This window comes from Streptomyces sp. NPDC002884 (assembly GCF_040295245.1).
Taxonomy (GTDB): domain Bacteria; phylum Actinomycetota; class Actinomycetes; order Streptomycetales; family Streptomycetaceae; genus Streptomyces.
Genome location: NZ_JBEOVB010000019.1, coordinates 1 through 18,236 on the forward strand (window position 1 = coordinate 1; position 18,236 = coordinate 18,236).

An 18,236-nucleotide genomic window follows, 5' to 3' on the forward strand; every position below is an offset into this window, starting at 1 on the left:
TCCCGTCCGTCCCCACCCGCCCCCCCCCCCCGCCGCCTGCTGACTCGTGTCAGGGTCGCGGATGACTCGTGTCAGGGTTGCAGAGGAAGGGTGGCGCAGTTGGACGTGGCCGGCCTGCCGTTGAGCCGGTCGGCCAGCCAGGAGATCGCGTCGCCCTGGTCGACGAGCAACGGCGTGAAGTGGTTGATCAGGGACCGGCCGAGCCCGGGCAGGATCACCGGCTTGTAGGTGACGTCGGCGCCCTTGGCGCACCAGGCGACGGCGAGAGCCCGCGCCTGCGCGTGCGGTACCAGGTCGTCGGCGGTGCCGGTCGCCACCCGGACCGGAGACGCAGGCTTCAGGGTGCCGATGCGCTGGTCGGCCAGGAACGCCTTGAGAGCCGGCTCGGACTGGACGACGTCGCTGAGCGAGCGCCCGTCCGTGGTCCAGGCGGTGCTGCTCGCCGAGTTGTAGGAGAGGAGGGCGTCGCCCACGCACATCGTCGACAGGTCCTTGAGCGCGGCGCGGCCGGCCGCGTTCAGGTGCGCCTCGGCGATCGGCACGAGCGCGGGATCGGACTCCAGGAAGCCGTTCACCGACCAGCCGAGGGCGCCGGCCAGGTCGCTGCCGTCGATGGCCTCGGTGACGGCGACCAGGTCGGCGGGCGGAGCCCCGGCGTAGGTCCCGGAGAGGGTGACGTCGGGGGCGTACGAGGGCTGGAGTTCGGCGGCGGCGGCCGTGGCGCCGCCGCCCTGGCTGTAGCCGAACAGCGCCACGCGGGAGCCGGCCGTCAGCGATGTGGTGTCGAGGGAACGGGCGGCGCGCACGGCGTCCAGGACGGCGTGGGCCTCGTCGACCCGGTTGACGTAGGTGTGCAGCCGGTCGGTGGCGCCCAGCCCGGTGTAGTCCGTGACCACGACGGCGATGCCCCGGGCGAGAAGGCGGTAGATCGCCAGGTCCTCGTAACCGACCGACAGCGTCTGGCCGTTGACGAGGAGCGGGTGTTCGAGGCCGAGGGAGGCGGCGCACTGGTCGCCCTGGCCCATCGTGCCGGGGGCCACGGCGACCAGCGGCCGTGGTCCGCTGCCCGTCCAGCGGGCGGTCGGTTCGATGTAGGCGCCGGTGACCGCCGTGGGGCGGCCGGCCGAGTCCGTGGACTTGTACATGAGGCGGGTCGCGGTGCCCGGCAGCGGTCCGTCGACGCCCGGCAGGCTCAACGCCAGGGCGAGCGGTTCGGAGCGGATCAGGGCGCCGTCGGCCGCCGGAAGGGCTGCGGGCGGGTTGTAGAACGTGGGGATGGTGACGCCGCGCGAGACGACGGCGTCCGACTGCGAGGTCGCGTCGGCGGGTACGGCGGTGACGCCGAGGCAGGCGGCAGCGGTGACGGCTGCGGCCAGCAGGCGGGTGGGGGCGGGCATGGCGGACCTCCGGTGAGGGGGAGGCCGAGCCTTCGTCTGCGGCTCGGGTGACGGACGGCCCGGTGGGGTGCGGACCGTGACGACCGAGCGGTACGGGGCTCCGGTCGTCCACCGCTGCCCCGTACCGCTCTTAGACGAACTGTCAGGACCGTAGCGAGGGTGAGGTTACCTCGGGTAGCGGTCGGTAGGTTACGGTTCAGTAATATGACTGCGCGGTAGCAAGTCCGAAGCCTTGCGCTCGCCGGTCACGGGCATCGCAACGAACGCCCGTAAGTGGCCTCTTGACGGCAATCTCGGACAAAACAAGACCGCGGGGTTGCCTGTCGCTAGCGTCCCGAGCCATGAACACCGACCGCACGCGCGGCGCGCACCTCGGCGACCACGACTCCCGCGACGACGCCTTCGTGCCGCCCCAGCCCGGCACCCACCACTCCTCGACACAGACGGCTACCGCGAGCGGCAGCGCCAGGATCACGCAGAAGAACACCCAGCTGAAGTTCTCCATCCCGGTGATCGGACCCCTGCTCAGCCTGGCGTACGCCCATCCGCTGATCGCCGGACTCACCGCGGTGGCGGTCGTCGGGGGAGGAGGCGCGGCGGTCACGGCCGCCCTGCCCGACTCGGCGCCCTCGCCCTCGACCGCGCTGGTGCGCGGCTTCGTCATGGAGCAGACGGACAGTCAGAAAGCGGCCACGGGCTACGACTTCACCCCCACGCCGCCCGTGGTCGCCGACGCCGGCACGGACGCCCTCTACATCCAGGGCGGCTTTCTGATGTCCACCAGCGGCAGACTGGCCTCGTGGGCTTCGTCCGAGGCGCCCACGGCGGAGGGCTGCCGGAAGGCCGTCGCCGACAACCCGGTACGGAAGACGTCCGTCTCCACCGGGTACGCGATGTGCTTCCTCGACCGCAACGGCGATCCCGGCTACCTCACCGTCACCGCCTCCAGCCCCGACTCCGTCACCGTCGACACCGCCCACCTGGGCTGACGCGACCGCTGCCAAAAGGCCCGTGACGCCGGTGTGGTTGACTACGTTCGTGCTGCACGAGTCGGTCTTCCGCACCACGGACCTGCCGGTGAGCGACCGGTTCGAGGCGTGGACGGAGCGCATGGGCCGGACCCACGCGCCCATGCAGCTCAGCAGCGACCGCCACGCGGACTACCGCGGCTCCCAACGCCTGATCGCGCTGGGCGACGTCGTCGTGTGGCCGGCCACCTTCGACCACCTGGTGTTCCGTCGCACGCCGAAACTCATCCGTCAGTCCGACCCCGAGTCGTACCACCTGTCCCTGCTGTTGAAGGGCGAGGGAGCGGCCGACTGGGGCAGACAGCAGGCCGCCTACCGGATGAACGACTTCCACATCAACTCCTCCTCGCGGTCGTGGGAGGTGCTCACCGGCTCCGAGCCGGTCACCGTCCTCGGCGTCGAGGTGCCGCGTGCCCTGGTGGCCGTGCCCGGGCAGCGAGCGGACCAGGTCCTGGGGAGCCTCCTGTCCGGCCGCGAGGGGATCGGCGCACTGCTCTCGCAGTTCCTCCGCCAACTGGTCGCCGACACCTCCCCGTACCAGCCCTCGGACGGACCCCGGCTGGGCACGGTCGTCGCGGACCTGGTCACGGCCCTCTTCGCGCACACGGTGGACGCCGACCTCCGGCTCCCGCCGGAGACCCGCGACCGCAATCTCACCCTCCACGCCAAGTCGTTCATCCAGCGGCGTCTGAACGATCCGGACCTGACCCCCGCCGGGATCGCCGCCGCGCACCATGTCTCCCGCAGCTATCTGTACCGCCTCTTCCAGGCCGAAGGACTCACCGTGGCCTCCTACATCCGCGACCAGCGGCTGGAGAACGCGCGCCGCGACCTCGCCGACCCCCGGCTGCGCGACCTGCCCATCCGCGCCGTCGCCGCCCGCTGGGGCTACCCCCGGGCGGCCGAGTTCAGCCGGGCGTTCCGCACCGCCTACGGCCTCCCGCCCAGCGAACTGCGCGAACAGGCGCTGACCGAGGCGTAGGACGTCCTCCCCCCGGCACCGCCGTGGACGCTCCGCCAAGCGGTTGTGGACCGTCGGCCAACGACACACCACCCGCCCCTCCCGCATGCTGGTGATCACCGCGGCACACCGCCGCGACACCCGGGGCCGTGCCAGGACGACGGGGGAGTCCTGGCACGGCGCGGAGACGCCCGGTCGCGCGCACCGCGCCCACGGAGGGACCCCGGACGGCCCACGGATGATCGAGTGGTGACGGTCCGGCCACGGGCGTAGCGTCTAACGGTGGACCCGACAGCGGACGCCTCCGTCCACTGACCTCTCCCAGGGCCCGCCGCCGAGCGGGCGACACGCCATGAGCAGCCTCCCGCAGCCGACCTCAGCGCCCCGGACCACCGCCCGACAGGACGGCGGGGGCAAGGCGATGGCGCTGTTGGTCATCGCCTCGTGCCAGTTGATGGTGGTCCTGGACATCACCATCGTGAACATCGCGCTGCCGGACATCCAGCGCTCCCTGGGTTTCTCCACCACCAGCCTGGCGTGGGTGGTCAACGCCTACACCCTCACCTTCGGCGGCCTGCTGCTGCTCGGGGGCCGGGTCGGCGACATCCTCGGCAGACGGCGGGTGTTCATCTTCGGAGTGCTGCTCTTCGTCCTCGCCTCCCTGCTCGGCGGACTCGCCCAGAACGAGGCCCAACTCCTCGCCGCGCGCGCCCTGCAGGGCGTCGGCGGCGCCATCGCGTCCCCGACCGCCCTGTCCCTGGTCAGCACGACGTTCCGGGAAGGGCCCGAGCGCAACCGGGCGTTCGGGGTCTTCGCCGCGGTCTCGGCGGGCGGCGGCGCGATCGGCCTGCTCGCGGGCGGCATCCTCGTCGAGTATCTGAACTGGCGCTGGGTGCTGTTCGTCAACGTTCCCATCGGACTGCTCATCGCCGTCGCCACACCGCGCTACATCAAGGAATCCGAACGCCACCCCGGCCACTTCGACATCCTCGGCGCGCTGACGTCCACCGTGGGCATGGTGCTTCTGGTGTACGGGTTCATCAGAGCCGCGCAGGAAGGGTGGCGGGACTCGCTCACGGTGGCCTCCTTCGTGGCGGCCGTCGTCGTCCTCGCGTTGTTCATCCTGGTCGAGCGGCGCTCCCGGCAGCCGATCACACCACTGCACATGTTCGCCGACCGCAACCGGGCGGGCACCTACGGCATCATGCTGTGCCTCGCCGCCGCGATCTTCGGCATGTTCTTCTTCCTCACGCTCTTCGTGCAGAACGTGCTCGGCTTCAGCCCGCTCGCGGCCGGGTTCGCCTTCCTGCCGGTCAGCGCGGTCATCGCGGTCGGCGCCGGCCTCGCCTCACGGTTCCTGCCCACGTACGGTCCCAAGCCCTTCATGGTGGTGGGCGCGATCCTCGCGGCCGCAGGCCTGTCCTGGCTGACCCTGACCGACATCCACTCCACGTACGCCGGCAGCGTCCTCGGCCCGATGCTCGTCTTCAGCCTGGGCATGGGCATGGAGTTCGTGTCGCTCACGCTGATGGCGCTCTCCAACGTGTCCCCGCTGGAGACCGGCGCGGCCTCCGGACTCCTCAACGCCACCCAGCAGGTAGGCGGTTCGCTCGGCCTGTCCATCCTGGTCACGATGTACGGCACGGCCAGCCGCAACGAGGCCGAGAAGCAGGTCTCCGACTTCCTGTCCCAGGCGACCCCGGCCGAGCGGCTGAGCTTCCGGCGCACCGGGCAACTGCCGTCCCCCTGGTCCGACGAGGTCCTCACGGCCGGCGTCTCGGCCGCCTTCGTCATGGCGGCGATCTTCACGGTCCTGGCCGCCCTGATCGCCATCGTGGTGATCCAGGTCCGCCCCTCGGACCTGGAACGCCTCAAGGGCGGCACGGCCCCGGACGGCGGCTGAGACCCGACCGGTCGTCAGCCACGGCGCGGGCGAAGGACCGTGCGCGCCGACGCCACCACGACGGCTGGACCGGCCAGGGTGCCGTGACCCGTGACCCGTGACCCGTGCGCTGTGCGCCGTGATCCGGGATTCGTGGTCCGTTGTCCCTGCTCCGTGCTGCGAGGGGCGACCTGCCGGTTAGGGTCCGCACATGGGGCATCGAGACGTGGGGATTCTGCATCCGGGAGCCATGGGCGCTCGCGTGGCGGCGCAGGCGGTGGCTGCCGGAGCCGTGGTCCGGTGGCTGCCGCAAGGGCGGTCGGCGGCGAGCCGGGACCGGGCCGCCGCGTGCGGGCTGCGGTCCGCCGCGAGCATCCGGGAACTGGCGGAGACCTGTGAGGTCGTGCTGAGCGTCTGTCCTCCCGCTGCCGCGCTCGACGTCGCCGGACAGGTGGCGGCGGCCGGCTTCCGGGGCGTCTACGTGGACGCCAACGCGGTGAGTCCGGAGCGCATGGCCGAGATCACCGGCGTGTTCGAGGACGACGCCGTGACCGTGGTGGACGGCGGGATCACCGGACCGCCCCCGCGCGAGGCGGGGCGGACCCGGCTCTATCTCTCGGGCGACGACATCGCCGTGGCACGGGTCTCGGCCCTGTTCGACGGCACCGCGCTCACCCCGGTCACCCTGGCAGGGCCGGTCGGGCGGGCGTCGGCGCTCAAACTGGCCTTCGCCGCGTACAACAAGATCTCCTACGCGCTTGCCGCCCAGGCCTGCGCGCTGGCCGACGGGCACGGAGTGCTGGACGACCTGCTCGACCTGGCGGAACAGATGCTGCCGGACACCCCGCTGGCCGGGACGGCGCACCTGGCCGCCGCGGGGCAGCGGGCATGGCGCTGGGCGCCGGAGATGCGCGAGATCGCCCGTGCCTGCCAGGCGGCGGGCGTGTCGTCCGGCTTCGCCGAGGCGGCCGCGGAGACGTTCGCCCGGTGGGACGCGCACAAGGACGACCCGGCCGTGACCGGTGAGCAGTTGATCGCCGATCTCGTCCAGGGGACTCCGTCGTCCACGTCGGGCGGCCGGAGGGGTTTGCCGTCGCGTCGAGCGGCAACGCGATGTCCATGAGTGAACCGAACAGGAAGACGAATGAACAGTCCGCAGCCGAGTGGGTGACCGCGTCCAACGCCCGGCGCGTCGCGGACAAGGCGACCGCTCCGGCGGCCAGGGCCGCGGAGAGCGCCGCGACGAAGACGGACGACGCCGCGTCGGCCACCAGGTCCGGAGTCCAGCGCTCGGCCGAGGCGACGACCGGTGCCGTGCAGAGCGCGGCGCACAGTGCCTCGCGCGGTGTCGAGGCGGGCCGTCAGGCGATCGTCGCGACCTCGGGTCAGGTCGCCGCGACCGCGAAGACGGCCTGGACGGTCATCGCGCACAGGAAGCTGATCGCCGCCGGTGTCGGCGCCGGCCTCTCCGCGCTGACCGCGGCCTCGTACGCCGTGGGCCGTCGCTCGGGCCGTCAGCCGCAGGGCCCTCTCACCCGGCTCACCGGCGGTCGGATCTGACCCTTCTCGGTCGAGGTCAGAAGATCGGCCCCCGGCGGGGAACCCGTCGGGGGCCGGGCCGTGTCAGGACCTTGCCCGACGCGGTCGTGTCAGGACCTTGCCCGGCTCGGGCGTGCCGGGGCCGTGTCCGGCTCGGTCGTGCCGTGCCAGGGCTCGGTCGTGCCGTGCCGCGCCGTGCCGCGCCCGGCTCGGTCGTGCCGTGTCCGGCTCGGTCGTGCCGTGCCAGGGCCGAGCCCGACGCGGTCGTGCCAGGGGCGCCGGCCAGTTCTTTGCTTCCGGGAACCCGCACGGGACGCGCTCGCCGTCCCGCTGTCCGCCGCGCCGATGCTGTCTCTCGGGCGGCCGGGCCCCGCTGTCCCGCACGCGCGTCCACGGGGCGCGTACGACGGCCAGGGCCGTTCGGGAACGGCTGAGTTGTTTCCGTACCCCGCGTCCACCCCGCGTTCTTTCCGTGACTTGATCCGTCCGACATCTTGACCTTGCTCAGGACCGAGGCTTAGCGTTCCCGCGTCGAGTCGAATTGAAACGATTCAATACCGAGAACGATCATCTGGGAGCGCTCATGCGGGAACCGGTCGAGCAGGGCGACGGCATGTCACGGCGAGCGGTACTCGCCGCCGGGGCGACGACGGGCATCGCCGCCGGGATCGTCGCCGCCCTGGGATCCGGGACGGCCGCCGCGGCGCCGTCCGCCGCCGGGGCGCCCGGGCCGGCCGCCGACTGGTTCGCGGCCCCCGCCCGTTCGGTGCGGCCCAAGTTCCGCTGGTGGTGGCCGGACGGCCTGGTGAACACCGACGAGATCGCCCGCGAGGTCGACCAGATCGCGGACGCGGGATTCGGCGGCGCGGAGATCGCCGCCGTCCACCACAGCGTCAAGGACAAGTCGGTCCTGGACACCGCGCACCACGGGTGGGGCAGCAGGCCGTGGCGCGACGGCGTCGAGGCCGCGCTGCGCCGGGCCGCGAGACGGGGCCTCACCATCGACCTCACGCTCGGCCCGAGCTGGCCCGTCGCGGTCCCCGGCGTCACCCCGGACGACGAGGCGGCCGCCAAGGAACTCGTGCACGGCCGGGCCTCGTTGAGCGGCGGAGCCACCTTCCAGGGGCCGGTGCCGCCACCCGTGCAGGCCCCCGCCGCCGGGGTGACCCGGCAGCAGCTCCTCGCGGTCCAGGCCGCCCGCGTCGAACCCGCGTACTCCACACGCAAGGAGACCGGACTCGACCCCTCCAGCGTCCGCGACCTCACCGCCACCGTCGACAAGGACGGCGCCATCACCTGGACGGCCCCCGACACCGGGGACTGGGTGCTGATCTCCTACTGGACGCGCGGCAGCGGCCAGCAGCCCGAGTCCGGCCCGCACTCCGCGCCCGCCGCCTACGTCGTCGACTACCTCGACCCCGCGGGCACCGCGGCCGTCACCCGCTTCTGGGAGCAGCAGGTGCTGACCCCCACCGTGCGGAGCCTGCTGAAGGCGGCGGGCGGCGCCTTCTTCGAGGACTCCGTGGAACTGGAGACGGACGGCCTGACCTGGACGCCCTCGCTGCCGGACGCCTTCGCGAAGCACACCGGCCGGCCCCTGCTGCCCTACCTGCCCGCCCTCGTCCTCAGCGACAGCAACCAGGTGTTCGCCTTCGAGGCCCAGCTGACCCGGCAGATCAGGCACGACTTCTGGGAGACCTTCTCGGAACTCTTCAACCAGCACCACCTGCGCGCCCTGCGGGACTGGGCGCACTCCCTCGGCATGACCCTGCGCGCCCAGCCCTACGGACTCCAGACCGACGCCATCGAGTCCGCGGCGATCCTCGACATCCCCGAGGGCGAGTCCCTCGGCTTCAAGAACCTCGACGACTACCGCTGTCTCGCGGGCGGCAGGGACATGGCGGGCCACACGGTGCTGTCGTGCGAGGCGGGCGCCTACAACGGCTCCGCGTACAGCACCACCTGGGACCGCTTCCTGCGCACCATGGGCGGCGCCTACGCGGCCGGCGTCAACCAGACCGTCGTCCACGGGTTCTCCTACGCCACCGTGCCCGGCGCGAGCTGGCCCGGCTTCGCCGCCTTCAGCCCCTACAACGGCGCCTCCGGGTACGGCGAGTCGTGGGGGCCGCGTCAGCCCTCCTGGCAGCACGTCGGGGACATCGCCGCCTACCTCGGCCGGGTGCACGGAGTCCTGCAGTCCGGCACCGCCCGCGCCGACGTCGCCGTCTTCCGGCAGACCGGCTACGCCGCCACCGGCATCGGCGCGTCCTGGTTCACCGCGACCGGCATCCCGCTCGGCTGGACCCACCAGTTCCTCAGCGGTCCGCTGCTCGACCTGCCGAACGCCACCGTCTCGGGCGGCCGGCTCGCCCCGAACGGACCGGCCTACAAGGCCCTCTTCGTCGAGGGGGACTTCTTCTACTCCTCCACCCCCACCCTCGCCACGGCCGACGCCCGCCGTCTGCTGACCCTCGCCGAGGCCGGGCTGCCGATCGTCCTGCTGGGCGCCTTCGACCAGCCGCTCACCCCCGGAGTCCCCGACGACGGCGAGAGCGACCGGCTGCGGGAACTCCTGGCCCGGCTGCTCGCTCTGCCCCACGTCACCCGGATCACCGACAAGGCCGCCGTGGGCGACGCCCTCGCCGGGCTCGGAGTCACCCCGGACGTACGCCACGCCACCGCGTCCACGCTCCTGAACGCACACCGCGTCACCCGGGACACCGACTTCTACTACTTCTGCAACGGCAAGCACGCGGAGACGGTCAAACCGGCGGTGGCCGCGATCGACCACGAGGTGACGCTGCGCCACACCCGCCGCACCCGGGGCGGGACGACGATCCCCTACCTGCTGGACCCCTGGACGGGGGAGGTCACCCGGATCGCCCGGTACACCGAGGACGACGGCGACGTCACCGTGCGGGTCGCCCTCCAGCCCGGCCAGTCGACCATCGTCGCCCTGGGCCGTCCGGGACTCTTCGGCGACCGCAACGGGGCACGGCCGCACGTCGTCGACACGGACGCGTCCGAAGCGCTGTTCCACGGCGGCAGGCTGACGCTCCGTTCGGCCGAGGCGGGAACCCGCACGGCACGGCTGTCCTCGGGCCGTACGGTCACGGCGACCATCCCGTCCGTACCCGCCCCCCTCACCCCGAGCCGTTGGCAGCTGGAGGTCGACGACTGGTACCCCGGATCCGCCGCGACCCGTACCGACCACGTCCAGCGCACGCTGACCCTCGACACCCTGCTGCCCTGGTCGGGGATCCCGGAACTGGCCGACTCCGCGGGCATCGGACGCTACCGGACGACGATCGACCTGCCGACCGGGTGGACCTCCGCGCACGGCGCCCACCTGGAACTCGGCCAGGTCTCCGACACCGCCCGGGTCACCGTCAACGGCACCCGCGCCCCGGTCGTCGACCGTCTCCACCCGGTCGTCGACGTGGGCCCGCTGCTCCGGCGCGGCCGCAACACCATCGAGGTGGAGGTGGCGATCCCCCTCGTCAACCGGCTCCGGGTCGCCCAGCCCGCGGTCTTCGGTGCCCTCGCCCGACAGGCCTTCGGCCTCGTGGGCCCCGTACGACTCGTGCCGTACGGGCAGGCCACGGTCGGCTGAGGAATCGGGGGCCGGGCCGCGGCGCATTCCGGGCGGCGCCTTTCGGACGCGTCCCGGCCGCCGGAACGACCACCGGCCCGGCCCTCGCACCGACCTTCGTCGCGACGGTCCGGACCATCGGCCGACTGTGTTCCGCGCGCGCCTCCAGCACCGTAGGGGCATGGAGCAAACGAATCGGATCAGCCGGGCCAGGTTCCTGGCCGGGACGGCGGCGGTCGGCGCGGCGGCCGTGCTCGGGCCGACGGGACAGGCGCACGCCACGGGACGAGGGCGCGGGCTGCGGCGTCGGGGTGTCGTCTACACGGTGGGGGAGGGCGAGACCGCCGCCACGGGGTGGACCGCCGAGCGGATGCGCGCGGACCTGCGCGCCATCCGCCACGAGCTGCACGCCGACACGGTGGACGTCACCGGCGACGGCGTGGAACGCCTCGCGGCGACCGCGACCGAGGCAGCCGAACACGGCCTGCACGTATGGCTTCAGCCCACGCTGGGCGACGTCCCCGCCCGGGACGTCCTCGAGCATCTCGCGGAGACCGGCCGGGTCGCGCAGCGACTGCGCGGACAGGGCGCGAGCGTCGACTTCAGCGTGGGCTGCGAGTTCTGGCTCTTCGTGCCCGGCATCGTGCCGGGGGAGACGGTGCCGGAGCGCATACGCAACCTCATGGACGGCACCTACGACCCCGTGGTCATGCAGCGACGTCTGGACGCCTTCACGGCCCGGGCCGCCAGGACCGGCCGCTCGGTCTTCGACGGCCGGCTGTCCTACGCCGCCGCACAGGACGACCAGGTCGACTGGTCCCTGTTCGACGTCGTCGGGATCGACTACTACTCCTCGTTCCCGCGAGCCGCCGACCATGCGAGGGAACTGCGCCGCCACACGCGCTGGGGAAAGCCGTTGGCCATCACCGAGTTCGGCACCTGCGCCTACGTGGGCGCCCCGGACTCGGGCGGCATGGGCTGGGACGTGGTCGACCACGACAAGGACCCCGAGGAGATCAAGGGCCACCTGGTCCGCAGCGAACGCACCCAGGCCGACCACGTCACCGCACTCCTCGACGTGTTCGAGTCGGCGGGACTGTACGCGGCGATGGCGTTCGAGTTCGTCACCCCGGACGCCCCGCACCGCGCCGACGATCCCCGCCACGACCTCGACATGGCGTCCTACGCCGTCACCAGAACCGTTCACCGGCGCCCCGGTCACCCGGAAGCCGGCTGGCACTGGGAACCGAAGCAGGCCTTCCACGCCCTGGCCCGCCACTACGGCCGCCGCGCCGCCCCGCGTTGAGCCGCCCCCGACGGGTTCCGCGCGCCCCCGCGCGTCCGGGAAGCCGTCGTCCACCGGCGGCCCGTGGGTAGAGTCTGGGCGATACGCGGGCGGGCGGGTCCGGCGGACGCGGCGGGTGCGGAGGGCTGAACGGCGCATGAATTACGCGATGTTGGTGGATCCCAGGGCCGAGGGCGCGGGCGCCCCGTGGCTGTCGCTGCCCGCCGGGACCGCCCTGAACGACGCCGCCGAAGCCCTGGAACAATTGCTGCAGGCGGAGGGACGACCGGACCGGCTCCTGCTCGTCGTGGGCGACGAGCGGATCGGGGCCACCTCGAGCACCTATCTGCGCACCGTCCTGGGGTTGCAGCCGGACCGCGGACCGGGCGACGAGGTGCGCGCCGCCGCGCCGGGGGAGTCGACCCGGTTCAGTGTGATCGCGTTCCGCTGCGCGGTGTGCGGGAGTTGTGCCTACACCGCCTTCTACGACGACCGGTACCGCCCGGTGTGCCGGGCCGGCGACCACGGACCGATGGAGCTGAGGTGAGCCCGGCGTGAGCCTCGGGCCCGTCGTCCCCAAGCCGCTCGACGGCTCGGCCAGGTTCTTCGTGGTCGCCTATCTGCCGACCTACGCGGCGACGGTCTCCGTCCTGTTCCTGGTCTGGGCGGGGGCGCCCGGAGCCGATGTCTCCCCGCGGCGGGCCTGGCACACCGCCGGCGCGGTCGGTGCCGGGCAGGCGGTGTGGCTCGTCGTCGGGACGACCGTGGCCGCCGTGGTGTTCCAGCCGTTCCAACTGGCCGTCGTGCGGCTGCTGGAGGGCGGATGGCCCGAGGCGCTCGGGGCCGGTCCGCTCCGGGCGCTCCAGCGCCGGCGCAGAGCACGGCTGGTGGCACGAACCGAGCTGGCCGGGCCGGCCGGCGAGCAGCCGCCCGCGCTCGTGCAGCGGGCGGGCGCCGCCGCGGCCGTCCTGCGGCGGCGGTATCCGCTCCCGGACCACCTCGTCCGGCCGACGGCCCTGGGCAATGTGCTGGCGGCACTGCGGGACACGGCCGGCCGGGACCACGGCTGGGACTCCGCGGTCGCCTGGCCGCGGCTGTACCCGGTGCTCGCGGACCGTGCGCGTGCCGTCGTCGACGACGGCCGCGACTCCCTCGACGCGGCGGCACGACTGTGCGTCACCACCGCGGTGACCGCGCTCGTCAGCGCGGTGCTGCTGCTGCGCTCGGGCTGGTGGGTCCTGCTCGCCCTGGCTCCCGCCGCCGTGGCCCTGCTCGCCTACCACGGGGCCGTCCAGGCGGCGCTGACCTACGGCGACGCCGTCCGCTCGGCGTTCGAACTGCACCGCTTCGACCTGCTCCGGGCCCTGCACCTTCCGCTGCCGGAAACCCTCCAGGAGGAGCGGACCCTGGCGGAGGCGCTGTGCCTGCACTGGCGTCAGGGCCTGCCGCCCCCGTCGCGGTACCTGCATCCCGTCGACTCCCCGCCCCCGCCCGGGACTTGAGGGAACCGGGACCGGCGGGGGCGACGCCCGCGGCACCCTGCCCCGGGCCGCCCCGCGACCCTATGGTGGGGGAATGGGCAACGACGTTCCCCGCTTCGGGCGGCCGCCAGGGCCGTCCATCGACGAGCTGCACCGCCAGGGCTTACGGGAGTTGGAGCTCTACCACCGCACGGGGGACGTCGCCGCCCTGCGCCGGGCGCGCGACCTCGACCGGCGGGTCGTCGACGCCACCTCCCGCGACAGCCCCGGCCGGGACGTGCACCTGCGGAACCTCGCCTACGCCGAGGCGCAGCTCTACGAACACACCCAGGATCTGCCGACCCTGGAGCGCGCGATCCACGGCTACCGGCGCGCCCTCGACGCGGCCCCCGACGGCCATCGCTACCGCGAGATCTACCTCTACGGTCTGGGCCGCGCCCTGCGCCGGCTCCACCAGCGCACCGGCGAACTCCAGCCGCTGGAGGAGGCCGCCGAACAGCTGCGCCGTTGTGTGGCGCTGCCGCCCGCGATGCCCGGCGAGCGGGCCGCCCAGCTCGGCGGCCTCGCCGAGACGCTGGGGGAGCTGTACGACCTCGACGGGGGTCGGGAGCACCTGCGCGCAGCCGTAGCCACGCAACGGCAGGCGCTGGCCCACACACCGCGGGAGAGCCCGGAGCGACTGCCCAGGCAGATCAATCTCGCCTCGTTCCTGAGCAGTTGGTACGAGCTGACCCGGGAGCGGGCCGCGCTGGACGAGGCGGTGGACGGCCTGCGCAGGGCCCGCGACGAGATGCTCGGGAACGGCGGCCCGGAACCGTGGCAGCTGGCCGCCAATCTCGCCCAGGTCCTGACGGAGCGGTTCCGGCTCGACGGCCGGCTGGACGAACTGGACGAGGCCGTCGCCCTCCTGCGGCACGTCGTCGAGGCCGACCTCTCGCTCGACGACTTCGACCACCTCGTGATGACCCTGAGGGCAGCCGCTCTCGCGTTGCAGCGTGCCGGGCACTCCGGCGAGGTGCGGTGGGCCGACTGGGCCGTGCGGATCCTGGGGGAGACCGCCCGGACGTCGTCGCACGCGTCGTCGCACGGACATCCCCACCACGGCGTGGTGCTGTTGGAGCTGGGCAAGGCCCATGCGAGGCGGTACGGCCTCACGGACGATCCGGCCGACCTCGAATCGGCCATCGCCGTGCTCGGCGCCGCCCTCGACGCGTTGCGCCCGCAGGAGGGTTCCGCGGAGAACGCCAGGGCCGCCGCGGCGGAACTCGCCACCCAGCTGGCCGCCCGCCACACCCGCACCGGCGCCGCCGCCGACCTGGACCGAGCCATCGAACTCCAGCAGGGCGCGGTCCACGACGTCCCGCGGCACAGCCCCAACTTCGCGACGCTGCACGTGGCCCTCGGTCAGACCCTGCTCCAGCGCTTCCACACCCGCAACGACCTCGGTGACCTCGACGGGTGCGCCGGCCATCTGCACCGGGCCCTGGCCGCCCTGCCGCCGCACGCGCCGGACCGCCCCGCCGTGCTGTCCACCCTCGGCAGCGTCCACCTCGCCCGCTACGAGCACACCGGCCACCGGCCGCATCTGCACGAGGCGGTCGAGACCCAGCGTGCGGCGCTCGCCGGATGTCCGGCCGGGGACGTGCAACGGCCCTTCCTGCTGGGCAACCTCGCACTTCTGTTGCGACTGCGCCACGACGCCGTCGGCGTCGGCACCGCCGATCTCGACGAGGCGGTGGGCCTGTTCCGCCAGGTGCTCGCGCTGCGGCCGGGCCGGTCCGGAGCGGGCCGGATCACCCTGCTGCAGCTGGCCGAGGCGCTGCGGTCCCGCGCCGAGGTCCTGGGCGGCGAGGCCGATCTGACGGAATGCGTCGAACTGCTGCGCACCCTCGTCGACGGCTACCCGGCCGAGCACCCCGCCCAGATCTCCGCGCGCACCGCGCTCGCCGAGGCGCTGCACGAACTGTTCCTGGCGACGGACGACGAACGGCTCCTGGCGGAGGCCTTCGAGGTGGCACGGGGCTCGGTCGAGGTGCGGTCCGCGCCCGTCCACGACCGGCTGCGCGCCCGCGCCACGCTCGGGCAGGTGTGCGGCACCCGGCACGACTGGGAGGCCGCTCGCCACTGGCTGACGGAGGCGGTGCGGCTCCTGCCGCGGCTGGCCGCCCGCGATCTGAACCGCACGGACCAGCAGTATCTGCTGGCCCGTGAGCACGGACTGGCCGCCGAGGCGGCCGCGTACGCCCTGGAGGCCGGGCGGCCCGAACAGGCCCTGGAGGTACTGGAGCACGGGCGGGGCGTGCTGCTCGGCCGTCTCCTGCGGTCCCGGGAGACCGACGTGGCCCGGCTGCGGGAACGCGCGCCGGCGCTGGCCGAACGGTTCGTACGGCTGCGCGACGTCGAGGATCCGGAGCCGCTCGGCACGGACACGTACTCCGTGGCGGGGGAGCGGGAGGCCGCCGAGCGGATGCGGACCCACGAGGCCGAGTGGGACGAACTGGTCGACGAGATCCGGTCCCTGCCCGGGATGGCCGACTTCCTGCGTCCGCCGCCCGCGGCGGAGATCGTCCGGCGCGCCGGGGCGGGACCCGTCGTGGTGATCAACATCAGCATCCGCTGCGACGCCCTGATCGTGGCCGACGGATCACTCGACGTCGTCCCCCTGGGGATCACCGCCGAGGAGGTCCGGAGCAGGGTGGCCGGATTCCTCTCCGCGGTCGACGCCCCGGCCGACGGCTCGGACGGCTCGGACGGCTCGGGCCGATCCGGTGCCATGGCCGGTCTCGACGGGCGGCTGGCCCGGCAGGAGACGGTCGCCGAGACCCTGGAGTGGCTCTGGGACACGATCACCGGACCGGTCCTGACACGGCTCGCCCGTCTCCTGCCGTCCGGCCCCGGCGGTACTCCCGCGCGCGTGTGGTGGTGCCCCCAGGGACCGCTGGCCTTCCTGCCCCTGCACGCGGCCGGCTACCACGGCCCCCGGGCCGGCGCCGACGACGAGCGGTGCGTGCTGGCACGGGTGGCCTCCTCGTACACGTCCACCGTGGCCGCGCTCCACCACGCGCGCACCCGGCGCACGGGCACCACCGCGGGCGGACCGGGACAGCTGATCGTCAGCATGTCGCGGACTCCGGGGGCGGGGGACCTGCCGAACGCGGACGCCGAGGCGCACGTCGTGGCCCGGCACCTGACGAACGGCCGCGCACCCGTCCTGCTGGCCGACGAGGGGGCGACCCGGGACGGCGTGCTGGAGGCGCTGCGGCACGCGCGGTCCGTGCACTTCGCCTGCCATGCCGTGGCCGACACCCAGGACCCCTCGGCATGCCGCATCCTGACCCACGACCACACGACACGTCCGCTCACCGTCACCGACGTCGCCGGGCTCCGCCTCGACGGCGCCCACCTGGCCTACCTGTCCGCGTGTGCCACGTCGGCCACCCGGCAGGATCTGGTGGACGAGGCCGTCCACATCACCGGCGCCTTCCAACTGGCGGGATTTCGGCACGTGGTGGGCACCCTGTGGCCGGTCGGGGACGAACTGGCACCGGAGATGGCCACGTCCTTCTACGCGGCCCTCGCCGAACGGGCGCAGACGTCCACCGGACCGGCCGGGGCGGATTCCCGCACGGAGGACGACCGGGTGGCGCTCGCCCTGCACGCCACGGTGACCGACCTGCACCACCGGTACGCCTGGTTCCCGGCGTTGTGGGCCGCGCACATCCACGTGGGCGTCTGACCGGCACCGCGACCGGCACCGCGACCGGCGCGGGCATCGGTCAGCCGTCGGCCTCCATGACCAGGCGCAGGTTCGCCCGCGCCTGGGCGGTGCGGGGGTCGCCGGGCCCGAACCGGCGCTCGTAGACGGCGACCACCCGGCGGCACAGCGCCTCCGCCTCCGCGCGGCCGCCCCGGCGGTGCACCATCGCGGCCAGGTTGCTCATGCCGGCGACCGTGCGGGGATGTTCGGTGCCGAAGACCTTGGAGTATCCGGCCACGACCGTCCGCATCAGCGCCTCGGCGTCGGACACCCTGCCCGCCCCGTGCAGGACCGAGGCCAGGTTCTGCTGTGCCGACAGCGTGTCCACGTGGCCCGCGCCCTTGCTCCGCGCACGGAAGTCCACCACCGTCCGGAAGTGCCGCTCCGCCTCGGCCCACCGGCCCTGGTCGGCGAGAACGGCGGCCTGATTGGCCCGCGCGTCCATGCTCAGCTCGTCGGCGGACCCGAACAGCCGCCCGGCGTCCTCCGCCACCTGGCCGTACAGCTGCTCGGCATCCTCGACGCGGCCCTGGGCGCGCAGGGCGCCGGCCAGGTCGTTGCGGCTGCGCAGGGTGGACCGGTGCCCCGGGCCCAGGACGCGTTCGCGGGCCGCCAGCGCCTCGCGGGCCAGTCGCTCCGCCTCGGCCGGCCGCTTCTGCCGGAGAGCGAGGCGAGCGAGCCGGGCCAGGCTCGTCAGGGCGTCCGGGTCGGCGTCACCGGCGGCCCGGACCTGTTCGGACCACACCGTCCGGGTCAGCTGCTCCGCCTCGGACAGCTGACCGGTCTGCTCCAACGCCCCCGCCAGGGACGAGGTGGCCGCCAGGGTGTCGGGGTGGCCGTGGCCGAGCACGGTCCGGCGTCCGGTCACGACATGGCGGAACAGCCCGACCGCCTCGTCCGCGGAGCCCTGCCCCCACAACACCTCGGCCAGTTCGTATCCCGCGGTGAGCGTGGCGGGGTGCGTCTCGCCCCGTTCCTGGTACGCGGCACTCAGCGTCCAGCGCGCCTTGGCCTCCGGCGTCATCGTGTAGGTGATGTTCACTTCGGGGATGCCGTCGGCCCCCTCCCGTCGTGTGACGCGGTAGGAGATGCCCTCGGCCAGCTCACCGCTCCCGACGTTCTCGGGCTCCACCGGACCGGGCTGTTGTGGGTCCGACTTCCGCCGGCGTCCCCGCCCTCGCCGTCCACCACTCATCGACCGCCCCTCCCCCTGGCGCGATTCCCGACCCGTCCCCCCATGGTCGCGCAAAGCACCGCACCCGCCCAGGGCGAGTCCCCGCCAGGCTGGACGCTCCGTCAGGACTCGACCGGGGT

At 73.5% G+C, this 18,236-nt stretch carries 12 protein-coding genes; 10 read left to right on the forward strand and 2 right to left on the reverse strand.

Annotated features, from left to right (window positions below):
* Positions 1-71 precede the first annotated feature (71 nt).
* A complete protein-coding gene (locus ABT070_RS30115; RefSeq protein WP_351765097.1) occupies positions 72-1,397 on the reverse strand; it encodes an alpha/beta fold hydrolase in 1,326 nt (441 codons plus the stop codon).
* A gap of 341 nt (positions 1,398-1,738) precedes the next feature.
* Between ABT070_RS30115 and ABT070_RS30120 the strand changes: the two genes are divergently transcribed.
* The 10 genes from ABT070_RS30120 (at position 1,739) to ABT070_RS30165 (ending at position 16,901) form a co-directional block, all read left to right on the forward strand.
* Positions 1,739-2,386: a hypothetical protein gene (locus ABT070_RS30120; protein ID WP_351765099.1), complete on the forward strand. Its 648-nt coding sequence runs from the start codon at positions 1,739-1,741 to the stop codon at positions 2,384-2,386.
* A 49-nt stretch (positions 2,387-2,435) separates the two neighbouring features.
* Positions 2,436-3,407 (forward strand): helix-turn-helix domain-containing protein, encoded by a 972-nt coding sequence (locus ABT070_RS30125; protein WP_351765101.1) that lies wholly within the window; start codon positions 2,436-2,438, stop codon positions 3,405-3,407.
* Positions 3,408-3,738: 331 nt separating this feature from the next.
* Positions 3,739-5,289, forward strand: a complete 1,551-nt coding sequence (locus tag ABT070_RS30130; RefSeq protein ID WP_451101884.1) for an MFS transporter — start codon at positions 3,739-3,741, stop codon at positions 5,287-5,289.
* A 190-nt stretch (positions 5,290-5,479) separates the two neighbouring features.
* Positions 5,480-6,391, forward strand: coding sequence for an NAD(P)-dependent oxidoreductase (locus ABT070_RS30135; RefSeq protein ID WP_351765103.1), 912 nt, complete (start codon positions 5,480-5,482; stop codon positions 6,389-6,391).
* Positions 6,382-6,828, forward strand: coding sequence for a hypothetical protein (locus ABT070_RS30140; protein WP_351765104.1), 447 nt, complete (start codon positions 6,382-6,384; stop codon positions 6,826-6,828). The genes ABT070_RS30135 and ABT070_RS30140 overlap by 10 nt, the downstream gene beginning before the upstream one ends.
* 562 nt (positions 6,829-7,390) lie before the next feature.
* Entirely contained in the window at positions 7,391-10,420 is a 3,030-nt protein-coding gene (locus ABT070_RS30145; protein WP_351765106.1) for a glycosyl hydrolase, read from the forward strand.
* Positions 10,421-10,580: 160 nt separating this feature from the next.
* Positions 10,581-11,705 (forward strand): glycoside hydrolase family 113 protein, encoded by a 1,125-nt coding sequence (locus tag ABT070_RS30150; protein ID WP_351765107.1) that lies wholly within the window; start codon positions 10,581-10,583, stop codon positions 11,703-11,705.
* Positions 11,706-11,853: 148 nt separating this feature from the next.
* Positions 11,854-12,231: a hypothetical protein gene (locus ABT070_RS30155; RefSeq protein WP_351765109.1), complete on the forward strand. Its 378-nt coding sequence runs from the start codon at positions 11,854-11,856 to the stop codon at positions 12,229-12,231.
* A gap of 7 nt (positions 12,232-12,238) precedes the next feature.
* Positions 12,239-13,186, forward strand: coding sequence for a hypothetical protein (locus ABT070_RS30160; protein ID WP_351765111.1), 948 nt, complete (start codon positions 12,239-12,241; stop codon positions 13,184-13,186).
* A 73-nt stretch (positions 13,187-13,259) separates the two neighbouring features.
* Positions 13,260-16,901, forward strand: a complete 3,642-nt coding sequence (locus tag ABT070_RS30165) for a CHAT domain-containing protein (RefSeq protein ID WP_351765113.1) — start codon at positions 13,260-13,262, stop codon at positions 16,899-16,901.
* A gap of 40 nt (positions 16,902-16,941) precedes the next feature.
* Here the strand turns inward: ABT070_RS30165 and ABT070_RS30170 are convergent, their stop codons facing one another.
* Positions 16,942-18,054 carry a tetratricopeptide repeat protein gene (locus ABT070_RS30170; RefSeq protein WP_351765115.1) on the reverse strand — a complete coding sequence of 371 codons (1,113 nt, stop codon included), beginning with the start codon at positions 18,052-18,054 and terminating at the stop codon, positions 16,942-16,944.
* Positions 18,055-18,236: the final 182 nt, after the last annotated feature.